Below are 15925 nucleotides of genomic sequence, written 5' to 3'. Positions count from 1 at the left end.
CAAAGATTGGGGTTATTCTATAATGACACAGAATTAAATTTGTATCTAAATTTATCATAGTAATATATAATACTATGTTTACTATTCCAAGATTAACTAGCTTTTTATATAACAAATATAATGGACAAAGAATTTTAATATATGATAATATATATTTACAACTTGACTTAAATATAGTAACTAATTATTTCTAAAGGAACTGCTTAAGTAAATATTAGGCTAAGGAGGAAATAGATTGGTATTTAATGAAGAATATATTGAAAATGAAAATCATAACGAGAAAATAATGAAAATGGAAAGAAAGATAAAGGAATTAGAAAAAGAAAATAAATTTCATAAAGAAAGAGCATTAACTGCATTGGAGCTAGGAGATGCAGTGTCAGATGGTATTTGCATAGTAGATAGTCAAGGTGTAGTAACTGAAATTAACAAGGGTTATACAGAAATAACAGGAATTTGCAGAGAAGAAATAGTTGGTAGACATATACAAGATATGCTAGATAGGAAATACTTTACCAGTGCAGTTTCTCTAGAAGTTCTAAAAAGTAAAAAAAAGATATCTGCAATTTCAATAATTAAAAACAATAATAAAAAGGTACTAATAACTGGAAATCCATTTGTAGACCAAAAAGGAAATATATCCCAAGTAATTACTGTAATGAGAGATTTTACGGAAATTAATTCATTGCGAGAAAGATTAGAGAAGGCAGAAAACGAAAATAAAAAGTATCTCAGTGAATTAAGATACATAAGAGATAGTCAAAATGAAAGTGAATTTTTAGGAAATAGTCTTGATGCCAGAAAAATTAGACAAACTATTAACCAAGTTGCAAAAACAGATGCAACTGTTTTAATCACAGGTGAAACTGGAGTAGGTAAGGAAATTATATCTAGAGAGGTCTATAAAAATAGTAATAGGAGTGATGGACCATATATAAAGATTAACTGCGCTGCAATACCTGAAACTCTTTTGGAGTCGGAATTATTTGGATATGAAAAAGGTGCTTTTACTGGAGCATTGCAGAAGGAGAAGATAGGGTTATTAGAAATGGGACATAAGGGAACCGTATTATTAGATGAAATCGGAGAGATGCCCATGCAATTGCAATCTAAAATATTGAGATTTTTGCAGGAAAGAGAGATCACTAGAGTAGGAGGCACTATACCTAAACTATTAGATGTAAGGATTATTGCAGCAACAAATCAAAATCTATTAGAGCAAATAAAGCAAGGTAAATTTAGAGAGGACTTATATTATAGATTAAATGTTATTCCAATAACTATACCACCTATTAGAGATAGAAAAGAAGATATCAGAATTCTTGCATATAAGTTTTTAGAAGTATTTAATAAGAGGTATAAAAAGAATTTAGAGTTTGATGAAGCTGCATTACAAGCATTAGAGTATTATAATTGGCCTGGTAATGTTCGTGAATTAGAAAATACCATAGAAAGACTTGTTATTATCACTAATGAAGAATTTATAACTATGGATTGTGTAATGAATACTTTAAGCACAGACAAGATTTCTATTGATTTGTTTACTAAAGATGATATTACCTTAAAAGAGGCTATTGATATGTTGGAAAAAAATATAATAGAAAAGGCCTTTAGAAAACATGGTAGCACCTATAAGGTAGCAGAGATTTTAGGAGTATCACAATCAACCGTTGTGAGAAAAATGCAAGCCTTAGGTATAGAAAATTAATACAATAATGAATTTCAATAATGCAATATTGAATTAAAAAATCACAATTAGTAAGAGTATTTATACTAATTGTGATTTTTATTTATATGGCATATTTATTGCAAGTATTAATAAGGTTTGTCAATTTACTCTGTTAATTTAGGGGCTATATTTATTTTATATTTATTTAATTTATTATATAATGTAGGTCTGCTTATGTTTAATATCTTTGAAGTCAGTGAGATATTATAGCTACAATACTCTAAGGCACGTAAAATGGCTTCTTTTTCGGCTTCTTCAATAGTAGCTATTTTTATATCTGTCGAAGTATTTTTAGAGCATCCATGTAAACTAATAGTCGTATTTTCTGGGAACTCTATATTGGAATATAATATATTGTGTATATCTTGGTCGTCGATAGTACCTTCTTGCTTTATAATGTTTAGTCGGTTTAATATATTTCTTAACTGTCTTACATTACCAGGCCAACTATAATCTATTAACCTTTCCATTGCATTCTGCGTAAAAGAAACCCTGAGTTGATCTAATTCAATAAAATGTTCTACTAAAATAGGGATATCTTCAGTCCTAGCCCTTAATGGTGGAATTATAATTTCGATAGTATTTAGCCGATAATATAAGTCTGAACGAAACTTACCCTCCCTAGATAGTCTGTGTAAATTCGCATTAGTAGAAGCAATTATTCTAGCATTTAAGGGAATAAGTTTAATATCACCTACTCTTTCAAATTCCTTTTCTTCTAAAACTCGTAGGAGTTTACTCTGTAGTCTTAAATCCATATCTCCAATTTCATCCAACAATATAGAGCCACCGGAAGCAATCTCAAATTTCCCCTTTTTATTTTCTGTAGCCCCGGTAAATGCTCCTTTTACATGACCAAAAAGTTCTGATTCTAATAGTGGTTCTGGTATTGCATTACAATTTATCTTAATAAAGGGAGATAGTTTATTATAAAACTTGGATGAATGTATGGCATTGCTTATAATTTCTTTTCCTGTACCTGTTTCTCCAAGGATTAAAACTGGATGATTAGATATAGCAGCACTTTCGCATTGAACAATCATATCTTTTACTATCTTACTATTACCTATGAAATCTTCAAATAGATAGCTAGTTTCAAGTCTTGATATCTGATCATATAAATCCTTAGGCAAAGAAGGATCCATATTGGTTATATTCCATAGGATATTTTTTAGCATAGAAATATTTCTATACAATATGGTACCTAAAGCACCAATAGTCTGTTCTTCCCATATAATTGGAAATATATTTGCAAGTATTTTTCTTCCATGTATTACCTCTATAATACCCATTTCAGCTCTTCCGGTATTCAATACTTTTTTAAATGGTAAAGCATCATAAAGGTAATCAATGTTTTTTTCTATAATTTGATTTTTTGATTCTTTCCTTAATTTAGGGATACTAGAACTAACATGGATTATCTTTTCTTGGGAATCAACTAATGTGGCCATATCGAAGAGTTTTTCCATTATTTCATCAAGAATACCATTTCTTTCATATATTTGATCCTTAGACAAATTTATATACATAATTTACCTCCGAAAAAGATTAATTTGTATATAAGATACCACATGACTAGTTAAATGTAAATTGATAGTGGAAGAAAAATATACAATTGTAAAAATAAGTGTAAAAAAATATTACAAAGCTAAAACATTGACAATTTTAAAACTAACAAATTTAGTTATGAGATAACTGGCATATTAATTGCAATATTATAAAGTGGAATTCTTCATATAAAAATATAAATAAGGGAGATGAAAAGATGAGTATAAGAGAATTAACAAAAGAAGAACAATCAAAATCTTATTCTAAGTATTTTTATAATCCAATAACTCCACCTAATAAAGAGCTATTGGAGATTTTAGCCCAAGGGTCAATGGAGCCCAGTAAGGCTTTATTGCCTGAAGATATTAATGATCTTTTAAATCCGGGATATTTTGATGTGGAAACAGGATATTGTAATTTAGAAAATGGTACAGGGTATATTGCAGTATTAAACAAGATGCCAGGGGTTACAATTGATATGGTGAATTGGTGGTTTGCATGGCATGGACTTGAAGACTTACGTTATATGTTATGGTTCAATAAAGGCCATTATGGTGTTTCAATAGATGAAAAAGATAGAGAAAAAATATTAGACCCAAATACTTCTATGACAGATAGATTTCAAGGAATAACACACTATGTAAAAGAAGATACAGGAATAGGAATTGAAAATATTGCAATTAATTTCTTAAAACCAGAAGATGTTGGTTTTGATATGAAGAGATTTCATTCTCCAAATGTGGGAACTGTAGTTATAGGGAATGGACTATCATCTATGGAAGGAGCTCCAGAAGATGCACCAAAGATTCCTGCAATTATGTGTCATTTCATAAGGGAGATAGAAGGTGGAGTGGAGTTTCGTACAAGATTTTGGATGGGATATAGAATCATAGACAAAAAAACTGTTAAACTATTGCCACCAGGAATACAAGTACCTATAGAGGCTATAAAAGCCTTGGCTAACCATGCAGTTGAAGAATATACGCATTTGGCTTCTTTTTTGCCTAAGATCTATGAAGAGGAGAAAGAGAAATCTTTTATCTAAATCAATTTAGTAATTAAGGTTTTGTTATTTTAAAGGTATTTGCTTGTGTAATAATTTCCAGTATAGTTTTATATTAAAATTTTAAGCAAGGGGAGAATAATAATGAAAAAGAAGATAATGGGGATTACTGCAGGTAGGAAAAATAGTAATAGTGAAATTCTTTTAAAAGAGGCTTTATTATATTGTCAGGAGGCTGGAGCGGAAGTTACTATGATTAACTTGAGGGATTATAATATCATTGATTGTACAGGCTGTACTGTATGTACCCATGGTATGTCTCAGGGAAAAAATCTCGGATGTACCCTTGACCAAAGGGATGACAAAAAAGAAATTATGGAAGTAATGTTAGAACAAGATGGAGTTATTTTTTCTGCTCCAACTTATGACTTAATGGCTACTGCTACCATGGCCAGGTTTTTACAAAGAAGTCTTAGTTATGAAACTGCTTTTCTAGAATCAATTAATGCCATAGAACATAGAGATCGTGTTGGTGGATTAATTGCAGTAGGAGGTTCTACTCGTTCGTGGCAGTCTATGGCTCTTGAGACATTACAAGCAGGAATGTTTACGACGGATATTAAAGTAGTTGATATGTATTTAGCAACTAGAGTGCCAGCTCCAGCACAATGCTTGCTTCACGATGATATGATTGCTCGTGCAAGAGAAGTTGGGGAAAATGTGATGAAGGCAGTTAATACTACTCCAGAAGAAAGAACATGGCTAGGAGATCCAAATATGGGATGGTGTCCAAATTGTCATTCCAATGCCTTAATTCTTGGAGAGGAACAATGGGATGGTCTTCACTTTCCTATTGAATGTCAAGTTTGTGGGGCAGGTGGAACATTGGAGAAGACTGACAATAATAAATGGGAGTTTGTAATTCAGGAAGATGGGCTTTGCCGTGATAGAACAACAGTAGAGGGACGTGCTCATCATCTAGTTGAAATTGGTCACACTCAAGGAGGATTTTACACAGAAGAGAATAAGGCAATTGTGAATTCAAAGATTGGAAAGTATAAGGAATTAAACTTCCCGTCTATAGAAACAAATAAATCTGAATAATAAAGGAGGAACAAGATATGAAAAAGTTGGAAACAGATGTAATTGTAGTTGCGGCAGGATTATCAGGTTTAGCAGCAAGTATTGCAGCAGCAGAAAATGGAGCTAATGTAATAACCTTTGAAAAATCAAATACAACAGGTGGAGCTGCAAATATGGGTATGGGGCCTTTAGGAGTAGGATCCTCAATACAAAAACAACAAATGGTTTCTTTATCACCGGGAGAAGCATTTAGAAAACATATGTATTTTACACATTATGGCGTGAATGCACGTTTAGTTCGTGATTATTATTTCAAATCTGGTGATACCATAGATTGGTTAATGGATATGGGTGTTGAATTTGTTGGAGTACAAAGAGCATTTAGTGCTCCAGAAGCAACTAGGCCATATTCCGATGGTGAATTTACGTGGCATGTTGTAAAACCAGAAGGTGGTGGACCTCCAGGACCACGTTGTGCATCAACTATGACAAAGAAAATGACCGAAAGAGCTATAGAATTAGGTGTGGAAATTTTATTAGAAACTCCAGTAACGAAAATAATCATGGAAGACGGCAAGGCAGTGGGAGTTTTTGCAAAGGATAAAGATGGGCAAGAAATTGAAGCTAGAGCGAAATCTATTATATTAGCAACTGGCGGATTCGGTGATAACCCAGAAATGATTAGAGAAGAAACTGGATATAAATTTGGAGAGACTATTTTTAACTTTGCTATTCCAGGCATGAAAGGTGAAGGAATTAAGATGGCTTGGGAAGCAGGTGCAGGTCAAACTAAATGTACAATGGAGCTAATGTATCAATTACCAGATAACATGAATCACTTTATCCTTGATGGAGTTTTCCGCCAACCTTGTCTATGGGTAAATAGAAATGGAGAAAGATTTATGCCAGAGGATCAAATTGGAAATACAACATTTACAGGTAATGCAATATCTGCACAGCCAGGTCATGTGGCGTTTTCAATTTTTGATAGCAGAATGTTAAAGAGATATAAGAAACATGGAGCAGATATAGTATCACACGTACACCCTCATGACTTATTTGATCATTTTGATGAGCAGTGGGAGAGAGATATTGCAGAGGGATATGAGCCAATAACACAAGCTGATACAATTGAAGAACTTGCAGAAAAGGCAGGGATTGACGTCCAAGGATTGCTAGATCAAGTAGAAGAATATAACAGTATGTGTGAAGCAGGATTTGATGAAATATTTGAAAAAGATAGGGCTTATATGCAACCAATTGCCAAAGGGCCATTTTATTGCTGTCGTCAAAATGTAGGAGCATATGGAAGTTTAGGTGGAATTTTAATTAATCATAGAACAGAGGTAATGACTCAGGATTCAAAAGTAATTCAAGGTCTATATGCAGTGGGTACTGATGCCTGTAATATTTATGGGGACAGCTATCCATTTATACTGGCAGGAAATACAATGGGATTCTGTCTAAATAGTGGGCGTATTGCTGGTGAAAATGCAGCAAATTCATTATAAAAATTATAATAAATATTCCTTATAGGATATATGGTCTGGCTGATAATATTCAGCTAGACTAATTTAAGGAGGAAATGCTAAAGATGAAAATAGTAATTGATGGAAAAGAAATAATAGCAGATGAAGGTAAGTTCATTCTGGATATGGCAGCTGACTCAGGCATATACATACCGCATCTATGTAAACACCCAGATTTAGAGGCAGTTGGTGGATGCAGGTTGTGTTCTGTAGAAGTGGAAGGAATAGAAGAGCCAGTACCAGCCTGTAAAACAATGGCAAGAGATGGCATGGTTATTAAGGTTGATTCGCCAAAAGCAGATAAAACAAGAAAAATGGCCATGGAATTAATATTAGCTACCCATCCTGCAGATTGTACAGGATGCCCTAAGTATGGAAATTGTGAATTACAATCTCTATATCAATATATGGGTGTAGGTCCAGAGGGATGGAGAAGAAAAACAAGAACAGTACAAACTGATGAAAGTAACCCATTGATTAGACATCTATTTACTAGATGTATTCGTTGTGGACGATGTATCAGAGCCTGCAGGGAATTACGTGGAGTTAAAGTTTTAGATTATCAAAGAACCAAGGATGGTATTCAAGTGGGAGTAGATGAAGGAGTATCCTTACGTGAAGCTGGCTGCAGGTTCTGTGGTGCTTGTATAGAGGTTTGCCCAACTGGATCTATAATGGATGCTGTTGGTGTTCTTAATGAAGATATATCATATAGAGAAGCAATAGTACCATGTAAAACTGCTTGTCCTGCCCATATAGATATTCCAAGATATATTAGATATATAAAAGAAGGTGATTTTTCTAAAGCCACAGCAGTAATCAGAGAGAAGGTACCATTTCCAGAGATATTAGGAAGTGTATGTAATCATTTGTGTGAAGATAACTGTAAAAGAAATGAATTAGGAAAACCTATTTCCATTTGCAAATTAAAGAGAGCTGCCTCTGTAAATGATAATGCTCAATGGAAAAACAATGCACTTAATTCTAATAGAACAGGAAAAAAGGTAGGAGTTATAGGTGCTGGGCCAGCAGGTTTAACAGCTGCATATTATTTAAATAAAAAGGGACATGAAGTTACAGTATTTGAAGAGAATGAAAAAGCCGGTGGTCAATGTAGATATGGAATTCCATCATATAGATTGTCAGATGAGCTATTGGATAAAGAAATATCAACTATTATTGATGAGGGAGTAAACTTAGTTACTGGAAGAAAAATTAATTCGCCAAAAGAGTTATTGGAAGAAGGCTATGATTCTGTATTGATTACTATAGGAACTCATAACGGTACTAAGCTTCCAATAGATGGAAATGATTTGGATGGAGTTTATGTAAATACAGACTTCCTAAAAAGAACAAGGCGAGGAGAAAGGATAAAACTAGGTAAAAAACTCATGGTTCTAGGTGGTGGTAATGTGGCTTATGATTGTGCCAGAACAGCCATTAGGCTAGGAGTGGAAGAGGTTCATATAGCTTGCCTTGAAACAATAGACAAAATGACAGCAGGAAAGGATGAGATTCAAGAAGGTAAAGAAGAAGGCATTATATTGCACTCTGGACACTCATTCTTAAGGATTACGGGAGAGGAAAAGGTTCAAGGAGTAGAATTAAAGAAGGTAGATAAGTTTTATTTTGATGAAAATCGAAGAGCAGTTTTAGAATTAGTAGAAGGCACGGAGGAAATAGTAGAAGTTGATAATGTAATATTTGCAGTAGGACAGAGACCTTATGGAACCGATAAAATGAATTTAGAATTAATAAATAATTCCTATATTAAAGTAGATAATAGTTTAAAAACAAATATAGAGGGAGTATATGCTGCAGGAGATGTAGTTACAGGAACCAAGTCTGTAGTAGAAGCTATTGTAGCAGGAAGAAAAGCAGCAGAAGAAATAGATAAATATTTTGGGGGGGATGGGGATATTACTGAAAAGCTATTAGAATATGAAATTCCAGATCCGTATATTGGACAATGTCCAGGTTTTGGAGACCTAGAAAGAAATAGCCCATCTATGATATCCTTAGATAGAAGGAAGAGTAGTTTTGAAACAATTGAAAATGCATTTGAAGAAGAGTTAGCAATGAAAGAAGCTAATAGATGTTTGCAATGTGATCTAAGGTTAAATCTAAATAATCCAAAATTTTGGAATGAATATTAGAGGTGATGAAAATGGACAACACAATAGTTTGCAATACTGTACCTATATATTCAGAAGCACCAGTTTCTCTAGAAATATTAAAGGATAATATCTCACAGGTTATAGATTCAATATCAGAAGATCCAATGATTAAAAAATATTTAATTGTTGATAAAAAGGACAAAAAGACAATAGACTTACTAAAAGAACAAATAAAAACTTTACCAGATTCAAATATAGAAATTTTAGAAACAGAAGTCATAAATAATTTTGTTTATGGGAACTTAACAGCAATTGAAAGTTTAATTAAAGGCGAAAAACCAATACCATATGGAATTAATAAAAAATTACCAATATACTCTGTTGAAGAACTATTAGGGTCTAAAAATAAGGCTGTGTTTATTAATGGTAATATTAAAAACAAAGGATTATTTTCTTTTAATAAAAATGTAAAACCAAGGGATATATTGAATCAGTGCAGATCTGATAATAAATTTAAGGGAATGTACTTTGGATATCCTATGGGAACTTTAATATCAGATGAACAATTAGATGATGAAATTGAACTGACTACAGATTATATATTTATTTTTGATGAAAGTCATTGTATTTTAGATAGGCTTGTTGATATTTCAAAAAGATATTTAAGTGAATCTTGTGGACGTTGCGTTTTTGGGCATGAAGGGACTACACAGATTTATATGATTTTATCTGATATTGCAAATAAAAGAGGAAAAGCTGAAGATATTGAGCAATTGTTGGACTTATGTAATCAGATGCGGAATCAATCTTTATGCGATATTGGGATAGCAGCTGGTAATACAGTAATAACTGCTATTAATAATTTCAAAGAGGAAATCTTAGGACATATAATAAAAAAAGATTGTAAAGCTGCTGTATGTAGTAAGTTTATAACCTACCATATCCTTGATGATAAATGTAATGGATGTAATGAATGTCAGAATATATGTGAAGAAGAAGCAATATTAGGGAAGAAGAGGTATATTCACATAATCGATCAAGATGAATGTATTCAGTGTGGATCTTGTATTAGTGTCTGTGGGGAAGAGGCAATTATAAAAGCAGGAAGAATAAAACCTAAAACCTTAAAGAAACCAATTCCCTGTAAAAATTAAGATAGGTATAGAAAAATAATACAATAATGAATTTCAATAATGCAATATTGAATTAAAAAATCACAATTAGTAAGAGTATTTATACTAATTGTGATTTTTATTTATATGGCATATTTATTGCAAGTATAATGTTGTGAGTTCATCAAATGGAATTTATTTATAATGAAAATTGAGGGGTGATTTTGTGGAGGGAAAAACTAAAGAGGAAATTTTTAATCATTTTATATATATAGCATCTTATCTTCCAGAACTTTTTAGTGAAGATATAATAATAGGAGTAACAGATAGGAAAAAATTTCTTTATCAAAGTATAAATGATAATATTCCAGTTACTGCTAGAAGAGGTGATGAAGTAACAAAAGGGGATGGTATGTATGAAACTATGGAAGAAGAAAAGACAATATCGGTGATTGTTCCAGAGGAAAAATTTGGTGTAACCTTTAGATCAGTATCTGTACCTATTCGAGATGAAAATGGAGAAATTATTGGTGCCTTTGGTGTAGGAAGAAGTTTAGAAAAACAAGTAAAGATAGGTTTGTTGTCAGAAAACTTATCAAGCTCTTTACAAGAAATTTCCCAAGCTATAACACAAATTTTTGCAGGAGTACAAGGTGCTACCTTATCCAATACTAATGTATTAGATATAGCTAAAGATGCCTATGAAGATGCTAAAGGTACCGATGAAATAATAAGATTTATAAATGGAGTTGGTAGACAAACAAATTTATTAGGGTTAAATGCTACTATAGAAGCTGCAAGAGCTGGAGAGTATGGCAGAGGTTTTGGTATAGTTGCAGAAGAAGTAAGAAAACTTTCAACATCCAGTAGTGAATCAATACAAAAAATAGAGGTTGTATTAAACAGGATGAAAGAATCCATAAATCATATATTAGGAAATATAAATGAAACCGATATTCTTTTTCAAGAACAAGTTGCAGCTTTAGAAGAAATGACAGCAAATATTGAGGAACTAAATTCTACAGCAATGATATTAGAGGAAATGGCTAATGAATATTAATTTATTCTTTCATATAATTATAATTTGCCATATATAAAAGAAGAATGGAATAATACCTTATAGGAGTTTATAAAGGAGGATAAAATGATTTATAGAAATTTCGAGGAATTAATTAAAAAAGTCCAAAGTACTGAGCTTAAAAAACGAGTGGCAGTGGTTTCAGCTCAAGATGAACATACTCTTGAAGCTGTATTTAAAGCAAAACAAAATAATATAGTAGAACCTATATTAATAGGAGATAGATTGGAGATAAAAAGAATCTTAAATAATCTACATATTGAATTAGATGACAAGCATATTATACAAGTCGAAGATGATGTTGCAGCAGCCACTAAAGCTGTGGGGTTAATTCACAGTGGGGAAGCTGATTTTATAATGAAGGGAAAAATTCAAACAGCAGATCTTTTGAAGGCAGTAGTGAATAAGGAAAAGGGACTTAGAACAGGAAGGGTAATGTCTCACGTTGTACTTCATGACATACCAGGATATCATAAGTTATTAGCAGTAACAGATGGTGGGATGATGATGTATCCAAATTTAGAGGAAAAAAGGCAAATCATAGAAAATGCAGTATCTACTTTTAAAAGTATGGGATATGAATGTCCTAAAGTAGCAGTTCTTACAGCAGTAGAAAAAGTGAATCCTAATATGCCTGAAACTCTAGATGCAGATAATCTTAAGAAAATGAATCAAGAGAATATATTAAAGGATTGTATAGTGGAAGGACCTATTTCTTATGATTTGGCCATGAGTAAAGAATCTGCTGAGATAAAAAACTTTATTAGTCCAGTTACTGAAGATGTTGATATTTTAATGGTTCCTAATATTACAGTTGGAAATATACTAGGTAAATCTCTAGTATATTCAGCAGGAGCTAAAATGGCAGGTTTTATAGTTGGAGCAAAGGTGCCTATTGTTTTAACATCAAGAGGATCAACTGCTGAAGAAAAATATTTATCAATTGTATTGTCTGCAGCCATCAACTAGTGCAAAATTGTATTATTGAAAATCAGGAGGTAATGAAATGGATTATAAGATATTAGTAATTAACCCAGGTTCTACTACAACTAAAATAGCTATATATGAAAATGAAAGGGAATTGTTCTGTGAAACCTTGGAACATGATATTAATGAATTAGAAAGATTTCAAACAATCCAAGACCAATTCCATATGAGAAAGGACATGATTTTATCTTTTCTAAAGGATAAAGGGTATAATATAGAAGAACTATCTGCCATAGTAGGTAGAGGAGGGATGCTTCCCCCTGTTAAATCAGGAGCCTATAGAGTTAATAATATAATGGTAGACAGGCTTAAAAATAGACCTGCTTTTGAACATGCTTCTAATCTAGGTGCTTTGATAGCTTATGAGATAGCAAGTATTATTGATGTACCTTCATATATATATGATTCTGTAAGGGTAGATGAATTAACTGATATAGCAAGGATCTCGGGAATGCCAGATATATCAAGAACTAGTACAAACCATGTACTTAATTCAAGAGCAATGGCTATGAAAGTGGCAAAGAAACATGGTAAAAATTATAATGAAATAACCTGTATTGTAGCACATTTAGGAGGAGGAATATCGGTTAACGTTCAGAAAAAAGGAAAGATGATAGATATTATAGCTGATGATGAAGGACCTCTTTCCCCAGAAAGGGCAGGAAGGGTTCCTTGTAAAGCTCTTATAGATTTATGTTATTCAGGAAAGTATGATGAAAGAACAATGCATAGGAAATTAAGAGGCAGCGGAGGATTAAAGGCCTACTTAAATACCCATGACGCAAGAGAAGTAGAAAAGAGAATTGAAAATGGTGACAAGCATGCAGAATTAGTATATGAGGCTATGGCATACCAAGTTGCTAAAGGGATTGGTGAGTTAGCTACAGTAGTGGAAGGTGAGATAGATTATATTATTCTTACAGGAGGAATAGCTTATTCAGAAATGTTTACCAATTGGATAATAAAAAGAGTGAAATTTATTGCTCCAGTAGAAATAATGCCTGGAGAAAATGAAATGGAATCTTTGGCATTAGGTACTCTTAGGGTACTTCGAGGAGAAGAAGAAGCTAATGAATATATAGAGTGACTATAATAAGATGCTCAACTAGATACTGACTTATATTAAATAGGGATTAATTATATATGGTCATATCCTTATAACCATATGGTTATAAGGATATGACCATATATGTATTTTACAATCTATAATTATGATGCTAATCTAAAGGTAGTAATGATTTTTATAAGGAGGAAATAATAATGAAATTAATACAAGATGGCATGGGGACACATTTAGATTGGAGTCATGAGATGGTTACTCCAAAAATGATAGATTGGTTTTGGAGTAATATGGAAAAAGGTTTTATATTATGGCATCCTGAGGAACATGAGCATCTAGAATGGGCAAAGGCTCCTGTTAATGGAAATCCAATAGGTTCTATTCATATAGCACCTCAAACATGGGATGATGGTATAAGACAAAATTTATATATAAGATTTGAGGACTTGTATACTTTACCCGCAGAAGTTAAGGACTATATAGTATATGAGCATGTTGTTGTTGTTGCTGGAATTGGATTAGGTGATGAAGCATTGAAGAATCCAGTAGTTATGGGATATAGGATTCATCAATGGCAAAAGACAGACTTTGGTGTAGTTGGAAAATCTTCTGCAATTGGAATGGCTAAAAAAGAGACTAAAGAGGAAGGGCTTATATGGGCAAAACATTGCGAAGAGGAAATAGGAAATTGGGGTGTATTTTTACCATCTCTATATAATCTATATAAGGTAGTAGATAATCCAATAACTAATCCATTTGCAGATTTGTCAATAATTGAACCAGGAAGAAATGCTAGATATAAATATATTGAAACAAATAAATAGAAATTAATATGACGTATTTAAAATCAATAAAAACTATAAAATGTTTGGTAAATAGATGATTTTAATGGAGGTTAAGATAGATGAAAAAACTTATGACGGGGAATGAAGCAGTTGCACAAGGTGCATATGAAGCAGGAATTTCATATGCATCGGCATATCCAGGAACACCTAGCACAGAAATCCTTGAAAATATTGCACTTTTCAAGGATAATATAATATCAGAATGGGCACCTAACGAAAAGGTAGCATTAGAAACAGCAATAGGTGCTTCTATTGCAGGTGCAAGATCACTTTGTGCCATGAAAATGGTTGGAGTAAATGTTGCGGCTGATCCATTGTTTACATACGCCTATATGGGAGTAAATGGAGCCTTGATATTAATTAGTGCAGATGACCCTGGAATGGCGTCTTCACAAAATGAACAGGACAATAGACATTATGCAAAGTTTGCAAAAATTGCTATGCTAGAGCCTTCAGATAGTCAAGAATGTAAAGATATGATAAAGTCTGCAGTGGAAATATCTGAAAAATACGATACTACTGTATTATTTAGAATGACTCAAAGAGTATGTCATAGTAAGAGTTTAGTTCAATTAGGTGAAAAAGTAGAAGCTCCAATCAAGGATTATGCTAAGAACAATGCTAAATTTGATGCTATGCCAGTTTATTCAAGAGCCTTAAGATATAAATTAGAGGATAGATTAAAAAAACTTGAGGAGTTTTCAAATGAAACAGATCTAAACTTTATTGAATGGAATAATAGCAAAATTGGGATTGTTACATCCGGAGTTTCTTACCAATATGCTAAGGAGGTTTTTAGTAATAAAGCGTCCTATCTTAAATTAGGATTTACTTACCCATTACCAATGAAAAAAATAAAAGACTTTGCATCTAAAGTAGATACCCTTTATGTAATTGAAGAGCTGGAGCCATATATAGAGGAACAATTAAAGGCAAATGGAATCAACTGTATAGGTAAAGAAAAGATACCTAATATAGGAGAATTAAATACAGATATAGTTGCAAAAAGCTTATTGGAAATAGAGAAAGAATTAATAGAGACTGCTGAAGAAAAAGTAGTTAATAGGCCACCAACTTTATGTGCTGGTTGTCCACATAGGGGATTTTTCTATGAGTTAGGGAAGTTTAAGAATGTAATGGTAGCAGGAGATATAGGATGCTACGGCTTAGGTGGATCAGAGCCACTAAAAGCTAAGGATACCTGTATTTGTATGGGCGGAAGCGTGGGAACTGCCCATGGAGTTCAAAAAGTATTCGATAAGTTTGGTAAAGAAATGAGAACAGTTGCAACCATGGGAGATTCAACATTTTTTCATACAGGAATAAATGGATTGATAGGTACACTATATAATGGTGGAAAAGTAATTACTTGTATACTAGACAATAGAACAACAGGGATGACGGGACACCAAGAAAATCCTGGTACAGGATTTACTCTGGAGGGAGAAGTATCAGCGGATATAGATATTGAAACTGTAGTTAGAGCATTAGGATGTAAAAATGTAAGAACTATAAATCCACATAGATTGGAAGAAGTAAGAGAAGCTTTACAATGGGCACTTTCCCTTGAAGAGCCTTCCGTTATTATTACAAGATATCCATGTGTTTTAAAGAAGTATTCAGATGCTGATAAAGAAGAATTTGGAGTATTAAAGGATAAATATTTTGTAAAGAAGGATTTATGTATTGGATGTAAAATTTGTATAAAGACTGGTTGTCCAGCAATCAGGTTTAATAATATAGAAAAGAAATCCTTTATTATGGAATCACAATGTGTTGGCTGTAGTGTATGTTCGCAGGTGTGTCCTAAAGATGCTATTGTAAGAAGGTAGGT

Annotated in this window: 12 protein-coding genes; 11 read left to right on the top strand and 1 reads right to left on the bottom strand. The window is 32.7% G+C overall.

What is annotated here, in order from left to right; all coding sequences use genetic code 11:
- Positions 1 to 235: 235 nt before the first annotated feature.
- A complete protein-coding gene (locus tag KQI41_RS17185) occupies positions 236 to 1708 on the top strand; it encodes a sigma-54 interaction domain-containing protein (protein WP_229768569.1) in 1473 nt (490 codons plus the stop codon).
- A 125-nt stretch (positions 1709 to 1833) separates the two neighbouring features.
- Here KQI41_RS17185 and KQI41_RS17180 read toward each other — a convergent pair whose 3' ends face one another.
- Positions 1834 to 3258: a sigma-54 interaction domain-containing protein gene (locus tag KQI41_RS17180; protein WP_154440554.1), complete on the bottom strand. Its 1425-nt coding sequence runs from the start codon at positions 3256 to 3258 to the stop codon at positions 1834 to 1836.
- 236 nt (positions 3259 to 3494) lie between these two features.
- Here KQI41_RS17180 and KQI41_RS17175 point away from each other — a divergent pair, with 236 nt between their 5' ends.
- The 10 genes from KQI41_RS17175 (at position 3495) to iorA (ending at position 15923) form a co-directional block, all read left to right on the top strand.
- A complete protein-coding gene (locus KQI41_RS17175) occupies positions 3495 to 4322 on the top strand; it encodes a DAPG hydrolase family protein (protein WP_154440552.1) in 828 nt (275 codons plus the stop codon).
- A gap of 102 nt (positions 4323 to 4424) precedes the next feature.
- Positions 4425 to 5384, top strand: coding sequence for a flavodoxin family protein (locus tag KQI41_RS17170; RefSeq protein WP_154440550.1), 960 nt, complete (start codon positions 4425 to 4427; stop codon positions 5382 to 5384).
- A 17-nt stretch (positions 5385 to 5401) separates the two neighbouring features.
- Positions 5402 to 6874, top strand: coding sequence for an FAD-dependent oxidoreductase (locus tag KQI41_RS17165; protein ID WP_154440548.1), 1473 nt, complete (start codon positions 5402 to 5404; stop codon positions 6872 to 6874).
- 83 nt (positions 6875 to 6957) lie between these two features.
- Positions 6958 to 9048 (top strand): FAD-dependent oxidoreductase, encoded by a 2091-nt coding sequence (locus KQI41_RS17160; RefSeq protein WP_154440546.1) that lies wholly within the window; start codon positions 6958 to 6960, stop codon positions 9046 to 9048.
- An 11-nt stretch (positions 9049 to 9059) separates the two neighbouring features.
- A complete protein-coding gene (locus KQI41_RS17155; protein WP_154440545.1) occupies positions 9060 to 10163 on the top strand; it encodes an NADH-ubiquinone oxidoreductase-F iron-sulfur binding region domain-containing protein in 1104 nt (367 codons plus the stop codon).
- A gap of 184 nt (positions 10164 to 10347) precedes the next feature.
- Positions 10348 to 11181, top strand: a complete 834-nt coding sequence (locus KQI41_RS19220; RefSeq protein ID WP_326828337.1) for a methyl-accepting chemotaxis protein — start codon at positions 10348 to 10350, stop codon at positions 11179 to 11181.
- An 84-nt stretch (positions 11182 to 11265) separates the two neighbouring features.
- On the top strand, positions 11266 to 12168 hold the full coding sequence (locus KQI41_RS17145; RefSeq protein WP_154440544.1) for a bifunctional enoyl-CoA hydratase/phosphate acetyltransferase: 903 nt from the start codon (positions 11266 to 11268) through the stop codon (positions 12166 to 12168).
- A gap of 37 nt (positions 12169 to 12205) precedes the next feature.
- Positions 12206 to 13273, top strand: a complete 1068-nt coding sequence (buk, locus tag KQI41_RS17140) for a butyrate kinase (RefSeq protein ID WP_154440543.1) — start codon at positions 12206 to 12208, stop codon at positions 13271 to 13273.
- A gap of 173 nt (positions 13274 to 13446) precedes the next feature.
- Entirely contained in the window at positions 13447 to 14070 is a 624-nt protein-coding gene (locus KQI41_RS17135; protein WP_154440542.1) for a hypothetical protein, read from the top strand.
- Positions 14071 to 14150: 80 nt separating this feature from the next.
- Positions 14151 to 15923, top strand: coding sequence for an indolepyruvate ferredoxin oxidoreductase subunit alpha (gene iorA / locus KQI41_RS17130; RefSeq protein WP_154440541.1), 1773 nt, complete (start codon positions 14151 to 14153; stop codon positions 15921 to 15923).
- The last annotated feature ends 2 nt before the right edge of the window (positions 15924 to 15925 follow it).

The sequence above is a fragment of the Tissierella pigra genome, from assembly GCF_018917845.1.
Lineage (GTDB): Bacteria > Bacillota > Clostridia > Tissierellales > Tissierellaceae > Tissierella > Tissierella pigra.
Note: the sequence above shows the minus strand (reverse complement) of the source record. Positions and strands in the feature narration are given on the sequence as shown.